General features: G+C 66.5%; 18 protein-coding genes. 8 read left to right on the top strand and 10 right to left on the bottom strand.

The genetic code is table 11. The annotated features are described in order from the left end of the window. Nucleotides 1–88: 88 nt before the first annotated feature. Entirely contained in the window at nt 89–1,372 is a 1,284-nt protein-coding gene (locus AAHM44_RS21835) for an acyl-CoA dehydrogenase family protein (RefSeq protein WP_342251305.1), read from the bottom strand. A gap of 143 nt (nt 1,373–1,515) precedes the next feature. On the opposite strand from AAHM44_RS21835, the gene AAHM44_RS21830 reads away from it, so the two are divergent. Both AAHM44_RS21830 and AAHM44_RS21825 read left to right on the top strand, forming a co-directional pair. Beyond that, a complete protein-coding gene (locus tag AAHM44_RS21830; RefSeq protein WP_269575231.1) occupies nt 1,516–2,754 on the top strand; it encodes a TetR/AcrR family transcriptional regulator in 1,239 nt (412 codons plus the stop codon). Beyond that, nucleotides 2,661–4,298 carry a serine hydrolase domain-containing protein gene (locus tag AAHM44_RS21825; protein WP_342251304.1) on the top strand — a complete coding sequence of 546 codons (1,638 nt, stop codon included), beginning with the start codon at nt 2,661–2,663 and terminating at the stop codon, nt 4,296–4,298. The genes AAHM44_RS21830 and AAHM44_RS21825 overlap by 94 nt, the downstream gene beginning before the upstream one ends. Here AAHM44_RS21825 and AAHM44_RS21820 read toward each other — a convergent pair. Together AAHM44_RS21820 and AAHM44_RS21815 are read right to left on the bottom strand one after the other, a co-directional pair. Then, the gene (locus AAHM44_RS21820) at nt 4,295–5,386 is read right to left on the bottom strand and encodes a PepSY-associated TM helix domain-containing protein (protein WP_446746014.1); all 1,092 of its coding nucleotides are present in this window, start codon (nt 5,384–5,386) and stop codon (nt 4,295–4,297) included. The genes AAHM44_RS21825 and AAHM44_RS21820 overlap by 4 nt on opposite strands. Beyond that, nucleotides 5,386–7,617, bottom strand: coding sequence for a TonB-dependent receptor (locus AAHM44_RS21815; protein WP_342251303.1), 2,232 nt, complete (start codon nt 7,615–7,617; stop codon nt 5,386–5,388). Before AAHM44_RS21815 ends, AAHM44_RS21820 begins: the two co-directional genes overlap by 1 nt. Nucleotides 7,618–7,806: 189 nt before the next feature. Here AAHM44_RS21815 and AAHM44_RS21810 point away from each other — a divergent pair, with 189 nt between their 5' ends. Further along, nucleotides 7,807–8,469: a glutathione S-transferase family protein gene (locus AAHM44_RS21810; RefSeq protein ID WP_342251302.1), complete on the top strand. Its 663-nt coding sequence runs from the start codon at nt 7,807–7,809 to the stop codon at nt 8,467–8,469. 16 nt (nt 8,470–8,485) lie between these two features. On the opposite strand, the gene AAHM44_RS21805 is transcribed toward AAHM44_RS21810, so the two are convergent. The 7 genes from AAHM44_RS21805 to AAHM44_RS21775 form a co-directional block, all read right to left on the bottom strand. Continuing rightward, a complete protein-coding gene (locus tag AAHM44_RS21805; protein ID WP_342251301.1) occupies nt 8,486–9,631 on the bottom strand; it encodes an MFS transporter in 1,146 nt (381 codons plus the stop codon). Between the two features lie 14 nt (nt 9,632–9,645). After that, nucleotides 9,646–10,419, bottom strand: coding sequence for a DeoR/GlpR family DNA-binding transcription regulator (locus AAHM44_RS21800; RefSeq protein ID WP_342251300.1), 774 nt, complete (start codon nt 10,417–10,419; stop codon nt 9,646–9,648). Nucleotides 10,420–10,474: 55 nt separating this feature from the next. Next, nucleotides 10,475–10,840 (bottom strand): hypothetical protein, encoded by a 366-nt coding sequence (locus AAHM44_RS21795; protein ID WP_342251299.1) that lies wholly within the window; start codon nt 10,838–10,840, stop codon nt 10,475–10,477. A 64-nt stretch (nt 10,841–10,904) separates the two neighbouring features. Beyond that, nucleotides 10,905–11,564, bottom strand: a complete 660-nt coding sequence (locus AAHM44_RS21790; protein ID WP_342251298.1) for a hypothetical protein — start codon at nt 11,562–11,564, stop codon at nt 10,905–10,907. A 125-nt stretch (nt 11,565–11,689) separates the two neighbouring features. Then, nucleotides 11,690–14,425 (bottom strand): TonB-dependent receptor, encoded by a 2,736-nt coding sequence (locus AAHM44_RS21785; protein ID WP_269576448.1) that lies wholly within the window; start codon nt 14,423–14,425, stop codon nt 11,690–11,692. Between the two features lie 235 nt (nt 14,426–14,660). Then, entirely contained in the window at nt 14,661–15,731 is a 1,071-nt protein-coding gene (locus AAHM44_RS21780; RefSeq protein WP_342251296.1) for an acyl-CoA dehydrogenase family protein, read from the bottom strand. Nucleotides 15,732–15,823: 92 nt separating this feature from the next. Continuing rightward, entirely contained in the window at nt 15,824–17,044 is a 1,221-nt protein-coding gene (locus AAHM44_RS21775) for an acyl-CoA dehydrogenase family protein (RefSeq protein WP_342251295.1), read from the bottom strand. A 244-nt stretch (nt 17,045–17,288) separates the two neighbouring features. Here AAHM44_RS21775 and AAHM44_RS21770 point away from each other — a divergent pair, with 244 nt between their 5' ends. The 5 genes from AAHM44_RS21770 (at nt 17,289) to AAHM44_RS21750 (ending at nt 22,198) form a co-directional block, all read left to right on the top strand. Further along, nucleotides 17,289–18,509, top strand: a complete 1,221-nt coding sequence (locus AAHM44_RS21770) for a TCR/Tet family MFS transporter (protein WP_269575221.1) — start codon at nt 17,289–17,291, stop codon at nt 18,507–18,509. Nucleotides 18,510–18,577: 68 nt separating this feature from the next. Further along, nucleotides 18,578–20,080: a class I adenylate-forming enzyme family protein gene (locus tag AAHM44_RS21765; protein ID WP_269575220.1), complete on the top strand. Its 1,503-nt coding sequence runs from the start codon at nt 18,578–18,580 to the stop codon at nt 20,078–20,080. Continuing rightward, complete coding sequence (locus AAHM44_RS21760) at nt 20,077–20,850, top strand: thioesterase family protein (RefSeq protein WP_342251294.1); 774 nt, start codon at nt 20,077–20,079, stop codon at nt 20,848–20,850. The genes AAHM44_RS21765 and AAHM44_RS21760 overlap by 4 nt, the downstream gene beginning before the upstream one ends. Before the next feature lie 111 nt (nt 20,851–20,961). Then, complete coding sequence (locus AAHM44_RS21755; RefSeq protein ID WP_269575218.1) at nt 20,962–21,381, top strand: EF-hand domain-containing protein; 420 nt, start codon at nt 20,962–20,964, stop codon at nt 21,379–21,381. 97 nt (nt 21,382–21,478) lie between these two features. After that, complete coding sequence (locus AAHM44_RS21750) at nt 21,479–22,198, top strand: response regulator (RefSeq protein ID WP_269576447.1); 720 nt, start codon at nt 21,479–21,481, stop codon at nt 22,196–22,198. The last annotated feature ends 116 nt before the right edge of the window (nt 22,199–22,314 follow it).

The following is a 22,314-nucleotide window of genomic DNA, read 5'->3' as shown; positions in this document are numbered from 1 at the left end:
CCCCCCCCCCCCCCCCCGCGGGGGCCCAGGGTTTCTCTGCCGGATCGCTTGGGACCCTGGACCCCGGCTCTCGCCGGGGAAGCAAACCTTAGCGGCTCACCCCGATGTCCCCGCTTGAAACCCGATCCGCCTTGAAGTCTGCGTACTTCCCGAACTCGTTCCGCGCGATCGCCCGGGCGTGAACCTCGTCCGGACCGTCCGCGAGCCGCAGCGTGCGGATGCCGGCCCAGTCATGCGCCAGGTGAAAGTCGCCCGACACGCCGGCGCCGCCATGCGCCTGGATCGCATCGTCGATGATCTGCAGCGCCATTTGCGGCGCCTGCACCTTGATCATCGCGATCTCGAGCTGGGCGGCCTTGTTGCCCGCCTTGTCCATCATGTCCGCCGCCTTCAGGCAGAGCAGCCGCGTCATCTCGATATCGATGCGCGCGCGCGCGATCCGCTGCTCCCACACCGAGTGGTCCGAGAGGCGCTTGCCAAACGCCACGCGGCTGACCAGACGCTTGGCCATCGCCTCGATCGCTTCCTCGGCAACCCCGATGGTGCGCATGCAATGATGGATGCGCCCCGGCCCAAGCCGGCCCTGCGCGATCTCGAACCCGCGTCCTTCGCCCAGCAGCATGTTCTCGATCGGCACGCGAACATTCTCGAGAACCACTTCGCCATGCCCGTGCGGCGCATGATCATACCCGAAAACCGAAAGCATCCGTTCGATCTTCACGCCGGGGGCGTCCATCGGCACCAGGATCATGCTCTGCTGGGCATGCTTGGCGGCACCGGTGTCGGTCTTGCCCATCACGATGGAAACCGCGCAACGCGGGTCTCCCACGCCCGAGCTCCACCACTTGCGCCCATTGATCACATAATGATCGCCGTCGCGCACCATGCTGGTCTGGATGTTGGTCGCATCCGAGCTCGCCACCGCCGGCTCGGTCATCAGAAAGGCGGACCGGATCTCGCCCTGCATCAGCGGCTTGAGCCACTGGTCCTTCTGAGCCCGGGTGCCGTAGCGATGGAGCACCTCCATGTTGCCCGTGTCGGGCGCGGAGCAGTTGAAGCACTCAGACGCCCAGCCCAGCCGCCCCATCTCCTCGGCGCACAGCGCATATCCGAGGTTGGTCAGCTGCGTGCCCTGGAACTCGAAACTGTCGTCGACATGGGACTGGCCCGAATGCGGCGGCATGAAGAAATTCCACAGTCCCGCGGCCTTGGCCTCGGCCTTCACTTCCTCGATCACCGGCAGCACCTTCCAGCGATCGCCCTCCTTCTGCTGGGCGTGATAGTCGCCGTCGCGGGGCCGGATCCTGGTGTCGATAAAGGCCTTCACGCGGTCGCGGAAATAGGTCTCGCGCTCGCTCAGCGTGAAATCCATGGCGCATCCTCTCCGTTTTCTGCTTCACGGATCGGCGTAGAGCATACCGGATATTCGGTAAAGTCGGGCCGGCGCGAAAATCGGCACAACCTCGATTCAAAAAACCGCTTTGGCTAGCCGTCAAATCCGCTAGACTGGTTGCAATGAATGCACCGGGGAAACTAGAAACCGCAAGCGCGACGAAACGCTTCCAGGCCAAGCGGGATGCGATCCTCGCCGCGGCCGCGGACGCGATCAACGAGCAGAGCGCCAAGGGAATGACCTTTGCCGACGTGGCACGCCGCGTCGGGCTCAACACCACGTCGGTCACCTATTACTTCAAGCGCAAGGAAGACCTTGCCGCCGCCGCCTTCGAGCAGACGCTCGACCGGCTGGAGGCGATGCTCGACGATGCAGGCAAGGAGCCGACGCCCGAAGCGCGCGTCGCCCGCTATCTCAACATCAACATGGAACGGCTCGCCCGCATCCGCCGGGGCGAGGAGCGCGATTTCGCGATCCTCTCGGATCTCCGCGCCATGGAAGATCCGATCAAGCGCGAGCTGCTCGATCGCTGGCGGGGCGTTTTCCGCAAGACGCGCACGCTCTGGGGCCCCGCGACCACGCGCGCGGAGACCGATCTCCACGGTGCCCGCGCGCACGTGTTGCTCGAGAACACCTTCTGGCTGACCGCCTGGCTGCCGCGCTACGAGGTGGACGAATATACCCGCGTCGAGGCGCGGCTGATGGACGTGTTCCGCACGGGCATCGCTGGCCCAGGGGAAGCCTGGACCCCGCATATGCTCGACCTTGAGCATGACGAGCCCGAGCCCGGCCGGGAAGCCTTTCTGCTCGCCGCCACGCGCCTGATCAACGAGCTCGGCTATCGCGGCGCCTCGGTCCAGAAGATCGCCAGCGAACTCAACGTCACCAAGGGCAGCTTCTACCACCATCTCGATGCCAAGGACGATCTGGTGATCGCCTGCTACAAGCGCAGCTTCGACATCATCACCGATGCGCAACGCCTGGCCGAGAATGCCGGCGGCACCCATTGGGAGCAGCTCGAAAGCACGATCGCGACTTTGCTCGACTATCAATTCAGCGAACGCGGCCCGTTGCTGCGCACCACCGCGCTCTCCGGCCTGCCGCCCCAGGTCCGCTCGACGATGATCGACCGTTCGAACCGTATCGCCCGCCGCTTCGCCGGCATGCTGTCCGACGGCATCGCCCAGGGCTCGATCCGCGCGATCGACCCGCTGGTCGCCTCGCAGACGCTGATGGCGCTGCAGAACGCCGCCTTCGACATGCGCAAATGGGCCAGCACCATGCCGCGCGAGAAGGCGGTGGCGTATTACGCCTCGACGATCGCCTTCGGCCTGTTCGACGATCGCGTTCTGGCGGGATAGTCGGCTTTCGTCGCATCGCGCTGTCTCCGCGTATCCAGATCTCTAATCCATCCGAAATGGCTGGAATGGAGAATAAGATGCGGCAGATTCACTTTGTGTTGCTGCTAGCCAGTGCGCTGACGCCTCCCCTTGCTGCCGTTGCGCAGACCACGATCGATCCCGCCGCGATCGAAAGAGACAAGCTGCTCGCCCGCGACCTGGCGGCGGCAGTGAACGCGGATGCCCGCGCACGCGCCGAATGGGCCGCGAAATATCATTCGCAAAGGGAGGGAGCCTATAGCCAGAGCGACCTCGCGAAAATGCTCGAGGACATCGCGCGGGTCAGCCGCGGAGTCACGGTGACGGGGAACGATCGCAAGAATGGCTGGCTTCGCATCGATCTGCGCGCCGCGAACGGCAAGAGCGGCAAGCTGCTGCTCGATACCGACGGATCACCGTCGAATGGCGTAACCCGGTTCAACGCCTACGCACGCCCGTCCGCCTACCCCACGCAGCTCATCGCGCAACCGGTTTCCCGCGCAGCGCTGCGCAAGGCGATCGACGACCGGCTGCGCTTCGCTGCGGCGCGCGACGAATTCTCGGGCTCGGTGCTGGTCATGAAGAACGGCGAGTTGATCTACAGCGGCGCCTTCGGCCAGTCGAACAAGAACTTCAACGTTCCCAATACGATGGACACCCGATTTCACACCGGTTCGATGGACAAGATGTTCACCGCCGTACTGATCGGTCAGTTGATCGAGCAGGGCCGGCTGACGCTCGATACGCGTGTCGTCGATGTGCTGCCGGATTATCCCAACGCCGACGCTGCCAAGGCCATTACCATCCGGCATCTGCTAAGCCACCAGTCCGGCGTCGCCTCCTCGTTCGGAGACCCCGAAATCGACCGCTTCCGCCCCTTCGAGCGAGTCAGCGAATTGCTGCCGCGCTTCGCCGCCAAGCCGCTCGATTTCACGCCAGGAACGCAGGCCGGTTATAGTAACGAGGGTTTCATTCTGCTGGGCGCGATCGTCGAGAAATTGACCGGACAGAGCTATTATGATGCGGTACAGAGCCGCGTATTCGATCGCGCCGGCATGAAGAACACGATCTATTACAGGGTCGATGAAATCTCGCCCCTCAGGGCAGAGGGGTATCGCTTCCCGGACTCCGACTTTCTCGGTTTCGGAACGAGAATCGGCAATTCGACTTTCCAGGGTCGCGGCTATCGGGGCAACTCCTGCGGCGGCGCCTATAGCACGGCTGGAGACATGACGCGGTTCCTGCAGGCCCTGCGCGCAGGCAAGCTGCTGTCGCCTGCCATGGCCGAGGAGATGACCGGCCTGCAGAAGGGCTATAACCAATATGGCTATGGCTTCCTGCACCGAAAGATCGGCGACAAGACGGTGCGCGGGCACAACGGTGGCGGTGCCTTTTCCGGCATCAACTCGATGAGCCGGATCGTCTGGGAGACCGGATATACTGTCGTGGCGATGGGCAACTACGATGCGCCGCTGATCGAATGGGTCGGCGACGACATCGTGCATATGGTCGCGGCGCAGTCTTAGGCCTTCCGCACCGCCTTCTTCGGCTTGGGTCGCTTGAACCAGAAGCTCCACACCGCCAGGCTGCCGAGCAGCAGCATCGCCAGCCCCGAGCAGGTCATCACCAGCCGGTAGAGCAGCCCGCCCACCTTGGCAGCGTGCAGCGGATAGGCGCCGTTGAACACCTGCGCGCCCTTGGGCAGCGCCAGCGCATCGATCGAGCCGAGCATGTGTCCGTCCGCGGCGTCGAACCAGATGTTGGAGCGGCCATTTGGCAACCACTCCCCGGCCCGCTTCATCCGCACCAGGATCGGGTCACCCGCCTTACGCGGCAGCGAGAGGATGCGAATCTGTGCATCCGGAAAGCGCGTATAGGACGCGGCGATGATCGCGCGCCAGTCCGGATGCGCGGCCAGCGGCCCGCTCTTCACCTTGGGCGGCTTCATCGCCGCGGCGTCGGCCGAGGGCGAAGAGAAGGGCATGGTGATCAACTGCGCGAACGGCTTGAAGATCATCATCGTGCCGGTCACTGCCGAGAGCAGCAGCAAGGGCGCCATCACGACGCCCAGGTCGCGGTGCTGCATCACGATCATCGGCCGGCTCAGCCGCTTGGGCCAGAGCCGGAATTTGAAGGTCTTGCGCGTCCGCCACCACAGGATCGATCCGGTGATCACGAACAGGATGCCCGCCAGCCCGGCGATCCCGATGATCGTCTCGCCGAAATCACCGGTGAACAGATGATGGTGCAGGTCGAACAGCCAATGCTCGGGCCGGCTCCACTGGCTGTCCCACCGCGTCACGACATTGCCCGCCTGGTCGGCATAGGCGCCGGCGCCCCTGGCCATCCGCACCTGGTGCAGCCCGAGCCCGTCGCTGGCATAGGTGATGCCCTGCGCCTTGGGTTCGGCCGCCATCAGCTTCGCGGTGGTCGCCGCGATCACGTTCGGATCGGCCACGCGCACGTCCGCGGCATGCGGCAACGTCCAGCCCAGCCAGCTACCCTCATGGACGAGGATCGCGCCGGTCAGCCCCAATATCGCCAGCACCAGCCCGAGCACGCCGCCGGTCCAGCGGTGGATCAGGTCCAGCCATCCCATCACGCCGCGCTGCATCAGAAGCGATAGTCCCAGCTCAGGGTGAAGGTGCGCCCGCGACCCGCATAGAAGACGGTGTTGTCGTTCGGCAGGCGAGTGTCAGAGGCGTAGTCGATGTACATCTTGTCGAACAGGTTGGCGACGCTGAGGCTCAGCCCGCCCAGCTTCGTCTGGTAGCGGACATATGCGTCGGTCAGCACATAGCCGCCAAAGTCGTTCATGTAGAGCTTCTGCGGATGCAGCGGGTTGGCATCGTCGATCGCCCGCGCCTTACCGTTGAAGTGGCGCGAGAGGTAGAACTGGGTCTGCACACGGGCGCTGAACGGACCCTTCTGATAGTCCGCCGCCAGGTTGACGCGGTCCGGCGAGATGTTGGTGCCGTCGAGATCGGTATCGACCTTGCCGTCCGGCACCGTGTCGGCGTCATAACGGCCGCTCAGATGCGCATAGCCGACGCTCGCCTTGAGCCCCGGCACCGGCAGCTTCACGCCCAGATTGACCTCGAGCCCCTGGATCTCCACCCGCTGGCGCTGCACGTCGAAGATGCCGGCCGCACGCGCGATCAGCAGCTGGCCCTTGTCGCTCGACGACCAGAAATAGGTAACCGATCCGTCGAGCGGCCCGCGCTTCACTTCCACGCCGATCTCGCGGTTGTTCGAGACGATCGGCGAGATGTCGAGATAATTATCCAAGTCGACGCCGGTCACCCGGATCGCCCGGGTGATGCGGCCGATGTCGGGCACGGTGAAGCCCTCGGCATAGCTCGCGTAGGCGCGGATGCCGGTAACCGGCTCGACGATCACGCCGCCGTTGAACAGCAGGTCCTCGAACTTCGGCTTGCCGCCGGCGACCGCAACGCCGCCATAGGTCGCCTTGTTCGGCGCGACATAGGTGGTCGAGGCGAGCGTGTGATAATCGTCGATCTTGATTTCGACGTTCTCGTAGCGCGCGCCGCCTGCCAGGCGCAGCTTGCCACCGAACAGCTTCAGATTGCCCTGCACGAACGGCGCGAGGCTGCGGAAATCGCTGGGCGGCACCCAGACGCGATTGGTCGCGATCAGCCGCTGCTCGGTCTTGTCGACCAGCGCGTCGAAGCCGATGGTCGCGGTCAGCGCCTCGAAGCCCGGCACCGCGCGCTCATAGCTCAGCTTGGCGCCCAGCTTGCGCGAACGGTTCTCGGACTGGTCGAACAGCTTCTCGGTCGGGTCGAGCGTCGGATCCTGGAACGTCGCGATCGGCAGGATCTCGCCGCCGAACGTGTCGTGCGTGCGGTTGAAGAAGATCTGGCCGACGAAATTGCCGCCGCCCAGCGACGTGTCGGTATAGGTCAGGGCTACGCTCTCGGTGCGGCTCGCCGCGGCCTTGCCCGGCGCATCGCCGCGCGTCGCGCTGGTCGGCAGGCCGGTGGCACGGTTGCCCACCACCGCGATATAATCGCCATCACCCTTCAGCTCGAAACGGCTGGCGATCAGGTCGATCCGTCCGGTTTCGCCCACCTGATAGCCAAGTCGCGAAAACAGCGAGACCGTCTTGGAATCCTGCGTCTCGCCCTGGGTCAGGTTCAGGCCGACGCGGCGCCCGTCCCCATCATAGAACACGCCGCGCTTCTCATATGCCGCACCGAAAGTCGCATCGAACCGGCCCGACTTCCACTGCACCAGCCCGGCCGCCTTGCCGCCCAGCCCGTCCTTGCTGAAGTCGTTGTCCGCCGTGCCCTGCAGCAGCACGCGCCCGCTGATCCCTTCGGTCTTCGGCGCACCCACCGTCACCTGGTTGACGATACCGCCGGTGCCGCCAATCCCCTGCAGCGCGTTCGAGCCGTAGATCAGCTCGACCCGATCGACGAAGAAGCCATCGATCGTGAAGCCGTCGCGGCTGCCATCGCGCATCGGGGTCGATTGCGGAATGCCGTTGATCGCATAGAGCGGCGAGCGCCCGCGCAGCGTCTCGCCCGCGCCCGACAGCTTCTGGCGGGTCGGCGAGAAGGACGGGGTCAGGTTCGCCACCGCATCGGTCACCGAGCCCGAGATCGCGATCTGCTGATCGAGCCGCTGCTTGTCGATCACATCGATCGTAAGCGGCAGCGCATTCGGCGGCAGCACCGTGCGTGCGGCGGTGACCACGATCTCTTCGCTATTCTCGGCGTCCTTCTGCGGTTCGGCCTGCTGGGCGAATGCGACCTGCGGCATCGCGACGGTGAGCGCCAGCAACGGCAGGGAAAGCAGCGAGAGGCGCGAACGCACGGACATGATTTTGGGAACCCCCGAATTTGGTGCCGCACTCAGGTGGAGCAGCTTGATCGGGGGTGCGGCTAGCAGCGCAGAGGTGCTATTGCAAGCTAGTCGCAATATCGTGTGGCTTACCGGCCTTCGTCTCGTGCATATCCGGTCCGACCGCGCCATGCTTGGCTTTGCATCGATGCCGGGGGACCATACGCAATGGCGAGACTCACCCTGATCCTGGGCCCGAAGAATTATTCCTCCTGGTCGATGCGGGCCTGGCTGCTTCTGCGCTGGCTGCAGCTTCCGTTCGACGAGGTCACCATCCCCCTTTACGGCGAGCATAGTCGGGAGTGGTTGCTCCGCTATTCGCCCACCGCCAAGGTCCCGGTGCTCATCGATGACGGTGTGACGATCTGGGACACGCTGGCGATCATCATGCACCTCGCCGATGCCCATCCCCATATCTGGCCCGCGGACCCCGCAAAACGCGCTTATGCCCGCAGCATCTGCGCGGAGATGCATGCCGGCTTCCAGCATCTGCGTAATAGCATGTCGTACAACGCACGCGGGCGCGATCGTCAGGTCGAGATGACCCCCGATCTTGTCGCCGACATCGCTCGCATTCGGGAGATCTGGACAGAGGGCCGCCGCCGCTTTGGCGCAGGCGGGGCCTGGCTGCTCGGCGAATTCGGTGTAGCGGACATCATGTTCGCACCGCCCGCGATCCGCTTCGTCACCTATGGGGTCGCGCTGGACGGGGTCGCGGAGTCCTATTCGCGCCGATTGCTCGGCCACCCGCTGGTGCGCGAATGGCTCACCCTCGGCCAGGCGGACGCGGTAATCCCCGCCTGTGAGCTGGGCGGCACAGGCATCGCCTGAGCCGGCTCGGCCGATTTCAGGCCTGCGCCGCGCGTGTGGTCCGCCGGGCAGTGAACGGCACCAGCAGCAACAACACCGCCAGTATCCAGAACGCGGCTCTGAGCCCGACCGCCTCCGCCACCACGCCGATCCCGGCAGGCCCGGCGAGAATGCCGGCATAGCCAAGCGTCGTGATGGCCCCGATCGCCAGCGCGGGCGGCATTTGCGTCTGCGCCCCGGCGATGCGGAACAGCACGGGCACGATGTTCGATGCGCCCAGCCCGATCAGCAGGAAGCCGCCCAGCGCAATCGGCGCGACTGGCACGCTCAGCAGCACCGCGAAGCCCGCAACCGCAACCAGTCCGCCGCCCAGCAAGGTGCGGTAATCCCCCAGCCGCGCGGTCAGCGCATCTCCGAGCAGCCGCCCGGTGGTCATCGCGATCGCGAACAGGATATAGCCCAGCCCACCCTGGGTCGCGCCCACCAGCCCCATCTGGGTGATGAGCAGGGCGCTCCAGTCGAGCATTGCCCCTTCGGCCAGGAAGGTCGCCATGGCGAGCACGGCCAGCAGCACCACCACGCCATGCGGCCGCACGAACAGCGGCCCCTCTTCGCCCCGCACCGCCGGCAGCAGCCGTGGCCAGGCAATGAGCATCGCTCCCAGCATGATCGCCGCGCAGACCAGGCTGCCGGCGAGCGCGCTCACCTTGAGCGACAGGAAAATCGTCATCAGCGCCGCGCCGGCAAAGCCGCCGATGCTGAACAGCGCATGAAATCCGGACATCAGCGGCACGGGCGCCGCCCGCTCCACTTCCACCGCGTGCACGTTCATCGCCACGTCCAGCGAACCCAGCGCCGCGCCGAACAGCAGCAGCGCACCGCCCAGGGTCACCGGAGTCGCCGCAATGGTCAGTAGCGGCAGGATCAGCGCCAGGGCGATGCCGCTCGTCACGATCACCGGCTTGCCGCCATAGCGGGCGCTGATCGGCCCGGTCGCCAGCATCGCCAGGATCGATCCGATGCCGATGCAGAGCAGCAGCAGCCCCAGCATAGCGCTATCGATCTGGAGCCTCTCCTTGGCAAAGGGCACCAGCGGCGCCCAGCAGGAGATTCCGAACCCGGCGACCAGGAACGAAAGGCGCGTGGCCAGCCGCGTGGCCGGGCTATCGGCGGAAGTCGTCATGCCTCGCCCCCTGCTTAGGCCGGATCGGCGATCAGGATGGTACGGCAGCCTGCTGCATCGAGTGCGCCGCGCTGCATGTCGGTCGCACTTGCCTCCACCACCAGCATGTCGATCTGGCCCAGCCCCGCAACCCGGTACGGCGCTTCACGCTCCAGCTTGTCGTCGGTAACCAGCACTACCGTCCGCTTCGCCCCGGCGATCACCGCGCGCTTGAAGGTGGCGTCGTCCAGCTGGAAAGCCCCCACCCCTTCGTCGGAGGCCGAACAGGCACCGATGAAGGCCCGATCGAAGCGCATCTGCATCAGCGCCTGCATCGCCACCGCATCCACGCAGCCGCCGATGATCGGATCGACCTGCCCGCCGAGCACGATCAGTCGCAGGTCCTGCCGCCGCAGCATCGCCGCGGCGATATCCACCGAGTTGGTGGCAATGGTCAGGTCGGCATCCTCCGGCAGGAACTCGACCAGCGCGAGATTGGTGCTGCCGCTGTCGAGGAACAGGAACTCGCCCGGCCGGATCGTCGTCACCGCCGCGCGGGCCAGCGCTCGCTTCCGCCCCTGATCGCCCTCGATCCGCGCGGCCATCGGCACGGCGACCGGCGAGACCGGCAGCGCCCCGCCATAGACGCGCCGGCACTTACCCTCGGCCGCCAGCGCACGCAGGTCGCGCCGAATTGCATCCTCGGAAACTTCGAACTCGGCGGCGAGGGTACCGGCCGACACCGGCTGTCCATTGGCCAGCCGGGCCGCAATCACCTCACGCCGCGCATTGGGGGGATCAACAGTCATGAAATCGCATTATCGTGCATAATCATGCGAGTCAATTCGCACGATTGTGCACGATTCAATGAGCTCGTGGTGCCTCGAACCGCAAACCGCCCCGCGCCTCGACCACGATCGGCCCACGCGGCCTGGCCGGCAGCACTGCCTTCACCCGCCCGAAGATCCGCCGCGCGTCGCTCGCCTTGCGGACATGCACGCAGAGATTGGTCTCCCCTTCCCGCCCCCAGCGCTGCACCTCGACACTCCGCACGCCGCGATCGCGCTTGAGCAACGCCTGCACCCGGTCGAAGGCGGGCCGGTCGATTCCCATCGCATAGCTGGCGAACTGCACGCTGACCGCGCATTGCGGCGCGGGGTTGCCCTGTGCATGGGCCGCAGCCGGCAGCGCCAGGATCGTCAGGGCAAGGGCGGGAACCAGCGAACGCATCGGGCATACCTCCAAGGTCGATGCCCCGTCCTCGCGCCCTTCGCCTGAACGCGGTCTGAAAGCCTCAGGGCCTCGCCGCCTCCGCCGCGCAAAGTCCTTTGGGCTGCCAGGCCTGGGTCAGCGTCGTCGGCGGTTTGGCCATATCGTGCAGGATCAGTGCGAAGCCCTTTCGCGGTTCCTTGCCGATCGCCATCAGCAGCATTGGCGGGCCGCCCTGAATGACCAGATTGTTGCCCGGCCCCTTACCGGTCCGCGCGCCCTCCGGCGTCTCCAGGCAGGTGCCGCCGCTGACCGCGAAGAACGCTTCCGGCCCGGAATGGACATGCAGCGGCGCCGTCATCCCCGGCGTGAACACCGAGCGCAGATATTCAGCGGCAAAGCTCGGCGCCGGCTCGACTGGCAGCGGCCCGATATCGGCGACATGCGTGCCGCCCTTTGGCCGCCAGCCTTCGCCTTCGATCGTGAACAGCCACACCGCACCGAATGCCTCGACAACCGAGCCATTGGCCGTCGCCGCCTTGCTCGCCGCCTCGCGGCTCGGGAAGGTGTCGAGATGCCAATAGACCGGTTTCGCCGGCAGGGCCGGCAGCATCTGGTGCACCAGCAGGCAGGCCGGCCCCACGCTTTCCTCGGCACCACAGGTCCGCGCCGTCGCCTGGGCAAAGGCGGGCGTGGCGAACAGGCTCAGGCACAATGGCGTCAGGACGCGCAGCAAACGGATCACGAACACCTCCACATCCGCGAAGGCACGAGGATGTCCATTTTCACCCGCCCCGGCAAGCCACGCCCAAACGGAAACGGGCCCGCAGGTTGCCCCGCAAGCCCGTTCCACACCCCTGCCTTGCAGGATCAGAAGCGCGAGCGCAGCGTGATGCCGTAGGTCCGCGGCTCGGCCAGGAAGGCCGAGAAGATCTGCGAACCACCCGGGAAGCCCGGGGTCGGCGTCGTGCTCACCGCCTGGAACGGCGAGTTGAAGCCAACCTGCATGTAATTGGCCTTGGTCGCGTTCTGCACCCACAGCTCGAGCGCCCATTTCTGGTCCTCGCTGCCGATGCCGATGCGGCCGTTCACCACCACGAAGCTGTCCTGCGTCTTCTGCGGGAACAGGTCCGAGCCGGTGTTGTAGTTGTCGGCCAGGCGGCTATCGACATAGAGCAGGCCGCGCAGCCCACCGCCCAGCGACGGCGTCCAGGCCGCCGAACCGGTCGCCACCAGTTCCGGCGCGTTCGAGAGCAGCTGTCCCGGCAGCAGGCGCAGCGCCGGATCGAGCGGCGCACCCGTCTTCGAGCCCACCAGGTTGTTGGCGTACTTGGTCTTCGCGTAGGTCAGGCCGAAGTTGAAGTTGAGCGCACGCACCGGCGACAGGCCCATTTCGATTTCGAAGCCGGTCGAGACCACGCCCGGCTTGGTCTGGCCCGCCGGACAGGCGCCCGTCGTCGCGCTCAGGTCGCGATCGCCGCCGCCCAGGCTCGTCTTGCAGCCATTGATGTTCTGGACGAGATAGACCGTGCCATTGAAGGTGTTCAGCTGGAAGTTGCTGAATTCCTGGCGGAAACCGGCAACGTTCAGGTTGAAGCCCTTCGTCGAGTACTTCATGCCCGCCTCATAGGCGTTCACCGTTTCCTCGTCGAACTGGAGCACATCGGCGTAGTAGCCGGCATTGGCGGTGCTGATCGGGAAGATCGGCAGCGGCTGGGTCGCGCTAGGGTTCTTGAAGGCCGAGCGATCCAGGTTGAAGCCACCCGCCTTGTAGCCGCGCGAGTAGCTCGCATAGATCATCACGTCGTCGCTCGGCTTGTACGACAGGATCGCCGTGCCGGTGAACTTGTCTTCCTTGCGCGTGTCGTTGAGCGTCAGCGCGTTGAGCGCCGAGGACGATCCGCCCTGGCAGCTCAGCGTGATGATGCCGCCGGCCAGCGGTGCCAGCGCCGCCACGCCCATATAGGGCAGCAGCGCCGCCTGCTGCGCCGGGCACACCGTGTTGTTGTTGTTGAAGTTGGCGTTCAGCTTCTTGGTTTCGTTGGTGTAGCGCGCGCCCAGGGTCAGGTCGAAGCCCTTGGCGATGTGCACGATATTGTGCGTGAAGAACGCGAAGTTCGAGCTGGTCTGGTCGAAGTTCGCGGTGTCGTCGCCGACATTGCGCACCGTGTCGAGCCGCTGCAGGCCCTGCACCATCGCCGAGCCCGCCGCGCCGAGCGGCCCAAGCGTGTTGCTCAGCACCGCAACGCCGGTCGGCGTCAGGCAGCCGACATTGTTGGGGTTATAGAAGGCGCTGAACGAACCATAGACCACGCGGCAGGCGGCGAAGCGGCCATAGTCGTTGCCGAACTTGAGCTCGCTCTTGGTGTCGAGGTCCTCATGCGCGTAATAGCCGCCGACCAGCCAGTCGAGCTTGCCGCCGAACGCATCGCCGTGGAAGCGCAGTTCCTGGGTGAAGGTCTTGAAGTGGCGGCCGCTCTTCGGGCCGAAATAGAGGATGTCGGCCAGGCCGTAATCGGCATCCGACGCCTGGGTGTTGTCATAGTCGCGATAGGCGGTGATCGAGGTCAGTTCGACGTCGCCCAGGTTCCAGTTCACTTCGCCCGAGAAGCCCCAATCCTTGGTCTTGCCGGTATAGGAACGGTTGGCACTGGTCGCGATGCGGCGCGAATAGGCGTTGTTGTAGCCGGGGAAATACTGCGCGAAGGTCGTTCCAGTGATCCCGGTCAGCACCGTCGCCACCGGCGTGCCCGGCGCGATCAGCCCGGCATTGGTGGAGGAGACATCGGCCGTCGCATAGACGGCGGCGCAGCAATCCTCCTTGCGGTGGCTATAGTCGGCGATCAGGCGGACCGAGATGTCCGAGCTCGGCTGGAACAACAGCTGGCCGCGCACCAGATAGCGGTCGCGATTGTTGATGTCGCGGCCGGTATTGACGTCGTGATAGAAGCCGTCGCGCTTCGAATAGAGACCATCCAGCCGGAACGCGACCTGCTCGGAAAGCGGGCCGGTCACCGCGCCCTGAAGGCGCCACGCATCGTAATTCCCATAGGTCGCCTCGGCCATGCCGCCAAAGGTGAACTCGGGCTGCTTGGTGGTGACGCTCAGCATGCCGGCCGAGGCGTTGCGCCCGCCCAGCGTACCCTGCGGGCCGCGCAGCACTTCGATCCGCTCGATCTCGCCGAGGTCGTTGAGGCCGAGGCCGGTGCGCGAGCGATAGACACCGTCGATGAAGGTCGCGACCGAGCTTTCGAGGCCCGGATTGTCGCCCACCGTGCCGACGCCGCGGATGCGGGCCGAGGTGTTGGCATCGCTGCCGGTCGAGGAGACGAGCAGCGACGGCGCGACCTGGTTGAGCGCGCGGATGTCGTTGGCGCCGGTGCGCTCGAGCTGCGTGGACGTCACCGCCGAGACGGCGAGCGGAACATCGGCCAGCACCTGGGCGCGGCCCTGGGCAGTGACGACGATCTCATTGGGGTCGGAGACGCCCTGATCCTGGGTAGTTGCGTCCGCCGGCGTTGTCTGGGTGTTCTGGGCAAAGGCCGGGGCAGCAAGCGCAATCGAAAGCGCCGGAACAGCAACGCACGACAAAAGGCGTAACCGCATCATCATCATCTCTCCCACCACGGGCCAGAGCACTTTACGGCTCCATACCCTATCCTCGAATACTGACACTTCCCCGAGGGACGTCAAGCAGAACAAAGGTTGCAAAAGGGGACTGAACTAGCAGTGTTGCGCAAATGTCATATGTTGCAGGGGCGTTTCCGATACCCTTGGCCGAATCGATCTTCGAAAAGTGAATTCGCAGCCCTTATAATTCGTCATCCCCGCCGCTGTTTCCTCAGTACCCGTTCAACCGCGCAAACCGCTCGCGATGCCAGGCCGCGTTCCCCCACTGCGCTTCCAGTACCCGCGCGCGCTTCAGATAGAAGCCCGCATCATGCTCGTCGGTCATGCCGATGCCGCCGTGCAGCTGGATCATCTCGCGGCTCACCAGATGCAGCGTCTCGTTCGCCACTGCCTTGGCCAGGCTGACTTCCTGCGCGACATTGGCCCGCCCGCTGTCGATCGCCTCCAGCGCGCCTTCCACGGCGGAGCGGCACAGTTCGAGCTCGGTGAACATCTTCGCCATGCGGTGCTGCAGCGCCTGGAAACTCGCCAGCACCTGGCCGAACTGGACGCGCGTCTTCAGATAGTCATTGGTCTGGGCAAAGGCGCTCTCGGCCATGCCGAGCATCTCCGCCGAAGCCGCCGCCGCCGCGCGATCCGCGACATGGCCGATCAGTTCGGCACCGCCGTCGAGTACCTCGGCCGGGGCATTGTCGAACGTCACCTGCGCATGGCTGCGGCTATCGGTCAGGTGGCGCGGCGAACGCGTCACCCCGGCATCGCCAGCGACGAGATGGAGCCCGTCGGTCGCCGCCACGACGAACAGCTGCGCGCTGTCGCCCTCGGGCACGAACGCCTTCACGCCGCTCAGCGTGCCGCCGCTCACCGTCGTGGCGATCTTCGAAGGGTCGAAGCGCGGCCCTTCGTCGATCGCCAGCGTCGCGACCACTTCGCCCGCCGCGATCCTGGGCAGCCATTCGGCCTTCTGCGCGTCGGATCCGCCCATCAGGATCGCGCTGGTCGCCGCCGCCGTGCTGGCCAGCGGCGTCGCAACCAGGTTGCGGCCCAATTGCTCGAGCACCAGCCCCAGCGAGACATAGCCCATGCCCGCCCCGCCCTGCGCCTCCGGCACCAGGATGCCGGCCCAGCCCATCTCGGCCTGCGCCCGCCACATGCCCGCGTCATAGCCGGCAGCCGGCGCGGCATTGCGCATCTTGCGGAACGCGCTGACCGGCGCCTCATTGTCCGCCCACTCCCGCGCCATGTCGCGCAGCATCGTCTGTTCTTCGGTCAGGATAGCCATTTTCACCTCGTCATCCCGGCGAAGGCCAGGATCTCGTGCCGCGAGCGCACGCTGATTGGAGAGAGACCCCGGCTTCCGCGGGGGTGACGGCACTATTGATGGTCCAGCATCCCCAGGATGCGCTTGGCGATCACGTTGTTCTGGATCTCGGTCGAGCCGCCATAGATCGACACCGCCTTGCCGAAGAGCCAGCTGCGCACATCCTTCAGCGCATCCTCCTCGAATCCCTCGCCCTCCCAACCAAGGCCGGCGAGCCCGCGGATCTCGATCAGCAGTTCGGAGCGTTCCTGCATGATCCGTGCGCCGACATTCTTCATGATCGAGGTGGCGGCGCTCGGCCCCTGGTTCGACTTCGCCTCCAGCGCGGTGCGGCGCAGCGTCAGCATGAAGCTGCGCAGGTCCATCTCGTGCCGCGCGATCCGCGAGCGCAGGTCTGCATCGGCGATCCGCCCCTCGGCATCGACGCCGACATATTTCTTGGCGATCTGGCCGAGCGACGCGCCCGAGAACATCCGCCCCGCGGTCGATCCGCCGCCCGACAGGCTTGAGCGCTCATGCTGGAGAAGGCGCTTGCCGATCGTCCAGCCCTCGCCTTCCTGCCCAACCCGGTTGCTTTTGGGCACCTTCACGTCGGTGAAGAAGGTCTCGCAGAAGGGCGAGCTACCCGAGATCAGCTGGATCGGCCGCACTTCCACGCCCGGCGCATCCATGTCGCACAGCACGAAGGTGATGCCCTCGTGCTTCTTGGTCTTGTCGGTGCGGACCAGCATGAAGCATTTGTCCGCCCATTGGCCGCCGCTGGTCCAGGTCTTCTGGCCGTTGACGACATAATGATCGCCATGATCCTCGGCGAAGGTCTGCAGCGAGGCGAGGTCCGATCCCGCGCCCGGTTCCGAATAGCCCTGGCACCAGCGCACCAGCCCCTTGGCGATCGCCGGGATATGCTCGCGCTTCTGCTCCTCGGTGCCATATTCGAGCAGGGTCGGGCCGAACATCATCACGCCCATCCCGCCGATCGGGTTCCACGCGCCCGCGCGCTGCATCTCCTCCTGCAGCACCCGCGCCTCGGCCCGGCTAAGCCCGCCGCCGCCATATTCCTTGGGCCAGGTCGGCACGCCCCAGCCCTTCTCGCCCATCGCCGTCTGCCAGGCATCCTCCTCGGGCGAGTTGGTATGCGGCCCCTCGACCGCGGACATCGCATTGTCCTTGCCCTTCAGGCTCGGCGGGAAGTTCGCGGCGATCCACGCGCGCGCTTCGTTGCGGAACGCATCCAGCGGATTCGCCGGCGCATCGATATCGGGGGCCGTGGCCATCACTCTCTCCCGGGATAGTCTTCTTGCTTGTTTCGAATTTGCGGTATGGCTCAGCAACCGTCAAGCCACAACTGTCACCACTCCATTCCGTCATCCCCGCGAAGGCGGGGATCCATTGCCGCCAAACAAAGTGAGACCCACGAAAACCAGCGAGAATGGATTCCCGTCTTCGCGGGAATGACGACGAAAAATGCCGCGCGCCGGCACCAACCTCTGCTAAGCATCCAGCCAAGAGGGGATACCAATGAAGTTCGAACATCGCGCGGTGCCGATCGTGCTCGTCGCCGTGCTTATCGACGTGATCGGCTTCGGCATCGTCATGCCGGTCCTGCCGGCGCTGGTCACCGAGCTCGGCCATGTCGGGCTGGACGACGCCACCCGCATCGCAGGCTGGATGCTCGCCGCCTTCGCCATTGCCGGCTTCTTCGCCGGCCCGGTGCTCGGCAATCTCGGTGACCGGTTCGGCCGCCGCCCGGTCCTCATCCTCTCGATGATCGCCTTCGCGATCGACTATGCGCTGATGGCCGCCGCGCCCAGCCTGGTGTGGCTGTTCGTCGGCCGCGTCATCGCCGGCATTGCGGGCGCCACCTTCGGCCCGGCGAGCGCGGTGATCGCCGACGTCACGCCGCCCGAGAAGCGCAGCGCCGTGTTCGGCCTCGTCGGCGCGGCGTTCGGCGTCGGCTTCATCCTGGGTCCCGCGCTCGGCGGCATCAGCGCGGGCCTCGGGCTGCGCGCGCCCTTCCTGATCGCCGCGATCTGCGCCGCCTTGAATGCGGTCGTCATGTTCTTCTTCCTGCCCGAGACGCTCGCCCAGGAAAACCGCCGCCCGTTCCGCTGGTCCGATGCGCACATCATCGGCGCCTTCCGCCCGCTCTTCCATGCCGGCAATGCCGGCCCGCTGCTGCTCGCCTGGTTCTTCTGGCAGCTCGCCGGCACCGTCTACCCGTCGACCTGGTCCTTCTGGGCGGCGATCCGCTTCGGCTGGGACGCCACCGCGATCGGCTGGTCGCTTGCCTATGTCGGCTTCCTGACGGTGCTGGTCCAGGCGCTGCTCACCGGCCGCGTCATCAAGCGCGTCGGCGAGCGCAACGCCGCGCTGATCGCGCTCGGCTGCGCCTCCTTCACCCTGTTCTCCTACGCCTTCATCCAGCAAGGCTGGCAGGTCTATGCCTTCTTCCTGATCGGCGCGTTTGGCGCCTTCGCCTATCCGGCGCTCAACGGGACGCTGTCGAACATGGTCGGCCCGTCGCACCAGGGCGCGCTGCAGGGCGGGGTGTCGAGCATGAACAATGTCGCGGCGATCCTCGGCCCGCTGATCGCCACCCAGGCGCTGGCCGCCGGATCGCATCACGGCTTCGACGGCGCCGCCTTCCTCGTCGCCGGCGCGCTGATGGCGATCGCCGCCCTCATCATCGCGCTGTTCGTCCATATCCGCGCGCCCGAGCCCGAACCCGCGACCGAGTGATTTTTCGAAAATTGCGTATGGCGTTCGCGCGGGTGCTCTTCTAGTCCTGCCGGTAACCGGGAGGATGCATGCGTACCGAGGAAATGCTGGCGGGCGAATTCGCCACGGTCTCCGACCTGATCCGCGGCCATGCCGCCGAGCGGCCGGACAAGCCGGCGATGATCTTTGAAGACAAGTCGATCTCCTATGCGGAACTCGACGCCCTGCTCGATCGCCTCGCCGCCGCGCTCCAGCGCGAAGGCGTCGGCAAGGGCGATGCGGTCGCCATCCTCGCCGCCTCCTCGATCGAATATGGCGCCGCCTTCTTCGCCACCCTGCGCGCCGGCGGCGTCCCCGCCCCGCTCCAGCCCTCGGCCACGCCCGCCCAGCTCGCCGCGATGGTCGCCGACAGCGGCGCCAGGATCCTCTTCCTCGACGAGACCGGCATCAAGGCGCTCGGCGATGCACAGGTCACGGCGAAGCCCGTGCGCCTCGAGGCGCTGGACGATTTCCTTGCCCCCGAAGGATCGAAGCCCGCGCCGGTGACCATCGGCCCCGACGACCCCTTCAACATCATCTACAGCTCCGGCACCACCGGCACGCCCAAGGGCATCGTCCAGCCCCAGTCGATGCGCTGGATCCACATCGCCCGCGCGCCCGGCGGCTTCGGCAGCGCGGTGACGATGATCGCCACGCCGCTCTATTCGAACACCACCCTGGTCAGCTTCATCCCGACGATCGCCTGGGGCGGCACCACGGTACTGCTCGGCAAGTTCGACGCGCGCACCTTCGTGACCCAGGCGGCAAAGCACCGCGCCACCCACGCAATGCTCGTCCCCGTCCAGTATCAGCGGATCATGGCGCTCCCCGATTTCGACAGCTTCGACCTGTCGAGCTTCCAGCTCAAGACCTGCACCAGCGCCCCATTCTCCGCCGTGCTCAAGGCCGACATCCTCGCCCGCTGGCCCGGCCTGCTGGTCGAATATTACGGCATGACCGAAGGCGGCGGCACCACGGTTCTGGTCTGCAACGCCAACCCGACCAAGCTCCACACGGTGGGCGTGCCGCTTCCCGGCCAGGATCTCCGCCTGATCGACGAGGACGGCAAGGAAGTCCCCCGTGGGGAGATGGGCGAAGTCGTCGGACGCTCGGGCGCGATGATGACCGGCTATCACGGCCGCGCCGACGCCACTGCCGATGCCACCTGGCATGACGGCGATGGCAATCGCTACATCCGCCACGGCGATGTCGGCCGCTTCGACGAGGACGGCTTCCTGATCCTGATGGACCGCAAGAAGGACCTCATCATCTCGGGCGGCTTCAACATCTACCCCTCCGACCTCGAGGCGATCCTCATCACCCACCCCCAGGTCACCGACTGCGCGGTGATCGGCGTGCCGTCCGAGCAATGGGGCGAAACCCCGGTCGGCTTCTTCACCGGCCCCGGCGACCCCGCCGAAGTGCTGGCCTGGTTCAACGCGCAGGTCGGCAAGACCCAGCGCCTCGCCGATATCCACAAGCTCGACGAACTGCCCCGCAGCGCGATCGGCAAGGTACTCAAGCGCGAGCTGCGCGACCGGATCGCCGCGTGACCCCGCTCGCCACGATCCTCGCCGAGGCCATCCGCACCGAAACCGGCTTCACCAGCACGGTCCACACCGACTGGATGCAGGGGCGTACGGCATACGGGGGCTTATCCGCCGCGCTCGCGCTCCAGGCGGCGCTCGAGGTCGAGCCCGACCTGCCGCCGCTCCGCTCGGCCCAGGTCGCGTTCATCGGCCCGCTCGCTGGCCCGATCACCGTCACCGCCACGAAGCTGCGCCGCGGCCGCAACGCCGCCTTCCTCCAGTCGGACGTGACGTCGGAAGCCGGCCTCGGCCTGCGCGCCACATTCGTGTTCATGGCCCCGCTCGGCTCGACCATCGCGCATGACGCGGCGAAGCGTGCGCCCGTAACGCCCCCGCCGGCCGAGGCCGAGCTCTATACCGGCCCCGACGACTTCTTCACCGGCAACTTCAACTTCTTCGACGAGAAGGACGGCACCGGCCCGGCCGAATGGCTCCGCTGGGCCCGGCTGCGCGACCATGCCGGCCTCCACCCCTTTGTCGAGCTGATGGCGATCGGCGACGCCCTTCCCCCCGCCGCCTTCAAGCTGCTCGAGGAGAAACGTACCCCGCTCAGCTCGCTCAACTGGCAGATCAACTTCCAGACCGCCGCGCCCGCCACCACCGACGGCTGGTGGCTGCTCCACGCCAATGCCGACACGGCACGCGACGGCTATTCCACCCAGCGCATGTCTATCTGGAACGCCGCCGGCGAGCCCATCGCCGAGGCCATGCAGGGCGTCGCCATCTTCGGCTGATACAAGTTGCGACAGTTTCCCGCGCGGGTGACAAACCCGTGCGACAGCGTGCCGCGAAAAGCGAACCCTGTCGGGGGCTTGGGACCTCCGAGACCAAGGAGTTCGCACCCGATGAAGAAGTTCCTCCTCGTCGCCTTCGCCGCATCGGCCATCACCGCCCCGGCCTTCGCGCAGGATACCCCGCAGCGCGGCGGCGGCATGCTCAGCCGGCTCGATACCAATGGCGACGGCATCGTCACCAAGGAAGAATATAACGCCGGCATCGCCGCGCGCTTCGCCGCGCTCGATACCAACAAGGACGGCAAGGTCAGCGAGGCCGAGCGCGAAGCCGCCGGGCGCGGCGGCGGCATGGGCATGCGCGGCATGACCGGCGACGTCACGCTCGATCAGATGCAGGCCCAGGCCGCCCAGCGCTTCGACCGCATCGACGCCAATCACGACGGCAAGATCGACAAGGCAGAGATGGACGCGATGATGGCCCGCATGCGCGATCGCCAGGGTCCCCCGCCGGGCAGCTCGGGTAACAACTGAGCCAGCCCGGAAACTCGCCCGGGCAGGCACCTTGCCTCCTCGCCTGCCCGGGCACCCCCTCTTGTCTTGCGGCCCGCCCATGACCTACGAACCCGATATGTCGGAAACGCCGCACCTGCTGCTCGTCGAGGATGAGCGCTCGATCCGCGAACCGCTCGCGCAATATCTCACCAAGCAGGGCTTCCGGATCACCCAGTCCGGCGATGCCGAGGGCGCCCGCGCCCGCATGGCCGCCTATGCGATCGACCTGGTGGTGCTCGACATCATGATGCCCGGCGAGGACGGCCTGTCGCTCTGCCGCCATATCCGCGAGACCAGCGACACGCCGGTGATCCTGCTCACCGCCCGCGGCGAGGAGACCGACCGGATCGTCGGCCTCGAGATGGGCGCCGACGATTATGTCGTGAAGCCCTTCTCGCCGCGCGAGCTCGCCGCTCGAATCAAGGTGGTGCTGCGCCGCCTCCAGGCCGGCGGCACCCGCCAGCACGCCCCCGACGCGGGCAGCTTCGCCTTTGCCGGCTGGGTGCTCAAGACCGGCGAGCGCGCGCTCGTGGACCGCGAAGGCGTCTCGGTCCCGCTGTCGACCGGCGAGTACAATCTGCTCCACGCCCTGGTCACCCGCCCCCGCGCGGTGCTCACCCGCGACCAGCTGCTCGATCTCACCCAGGGCCGCGAAGCCGCCGCCTTCGATCGCGCGATCGACAACCAGGTCAGCCGGCTGCGCAAGAAGATCGAGCCCGATCCCCGCAACCCCGCGATCATCAAGACCGTCTGGGGCGGCGGCTACACCCTGGCAGCCGAAGTGACGCGGCTTTGAGGGCTCCCTCTTCTGCTTCCCCGGGGGGGGGGGGGGGGGGGGGGGGGGGGGGGGGGGGGGGGGGGGGGGGGGGCGGGGCGGGGGGGGGGGGGGGGGGGGGGGGGGGGGGGGGGGGG

This window comes from Sphingomonas sp. OTU376 (assembly GCF_038440415.1).
GTDB classification, from domain to species: domain Bacteria; phylum Pseudomonadota; class Alphaproteobacteria; order Sphingomonadales; family Sphingomonadaceae; genus Sphingomonas; species Sphingomonas kyeonggiensis_A.
This window is presented reverse-complemented; position numbering and strand designations above follow the sequence as displayed.

Coding starts and splice junctions, on each gene's coding strand:
- AAHM44_RS21835 (WP_342251305.1), bottom strand. CDS start 1,372: ATGGATTTCACGCTGAGCGAGCGCGAGACCTATTTCCGCGACCGCGTG.
- AAHM44_RS21830 (WP_269575231.1), top strand. CDS start 1,516: ATGAATGCACCGGGGAAACTAGAAACCGCAAGCGCGACGAAACGCTTC.
- AAHM44_RS21825 (WP_342251304.1), top strand. CDS start 2,661: ATGGGCCAGCACCATGCCGCGCGAGAAGGCGGTGGCGTATTACGCCTC.
- AAHM44_RS21820 (WP_446746014.1), bottom strand. CDS start 5,386: ATGCAGCGCGGCGTGATGGGATGGCTGGACCTGATCCACCGCTGGACC.
- AAHM44_RS21815 (WP_342251303.1), bottom strand. CDS start 7,617: ATGTCCGTGCGTTCGCGCCTCTCGCTGCTTTCCCTGCCGTTGCTGGCG.
- AAHM44_RS21810 (WP_342251302.1), top strand. CDS start 7,807: ATGGCGAGACTCACCCTGATCCTGGGCCCGAAGAATTATTCCTCCTGG.
- AAHM44_RS21805 (WP_342251301.1), bottom strand. CDS start 9,631: ATGACGACTTCCGCCGATAGCCCGGCCACGCGGCTGGCCACGCGCCTT.
- AAHM44_RS21800 (WP_342251300.1), bottom strand. CDS start 10,419: ATGACTGTTGATCCCCCCAATGCGCGGCGTGAGGTGATTGCGGCCCGG.
- AAHM44_RS21795 (WP_342251299.1), bottom strand. CDS start 10,840: ATGCGTTCGCTGGTTCCCGCCCTTGCCCTGACGATCCTGGCGCTGCCG.
- AAHM44_RS21785 (WP_269576448.1), bottom strand. CDS start 14,425: ATGCGGTTACGCCTTTTGTCGTGCGTTGCTGTTCCGGCGCTTTCGATT.
- AAHM44_RS21780 (WP_342251296.1), bottom strand. CDS start 15,731: ATGGCTATCCTGACCGAAGAACAGACGATGCTGCGCGACATGGCGCGG.
- AAHM44_RS21775 (WP_342251295.1), bottom strand. CDS start 17,044: ATGGCCACGGCCCCCGATATCGATGCGCCGGCGAATCCGCTGGATGCG.
- AAHM44_RS21770 (WP_269575221.1), top strand. CDS start 17,289: ATGAAGTTCGAACATCGCGCGGTGCCGATCGTGCTCGTCGCCGTGCTT.
- AAHM44_RS21765 (WP_269575220.1), top strand. CDS start 18,578: ATGCGTACCGAGGAAATGCTGGCGGGCGAATTCGCCACGGTCTCCGAC.
- AAHM44_RS21755 (WP_269575218.1), top strand. CDS start 20,962: ATGAAGAAGTTCCTCCTCGTCGCCTTCGCCGCATCGGCCATCACCGCC.
- AAHM44_RS21750 (WP_269576447.1), top strand. CDS start 21,479: ATGTCGGAAACGCCGCACCTGCTGCTCGTCGAGGATGAGCGCTCGATC.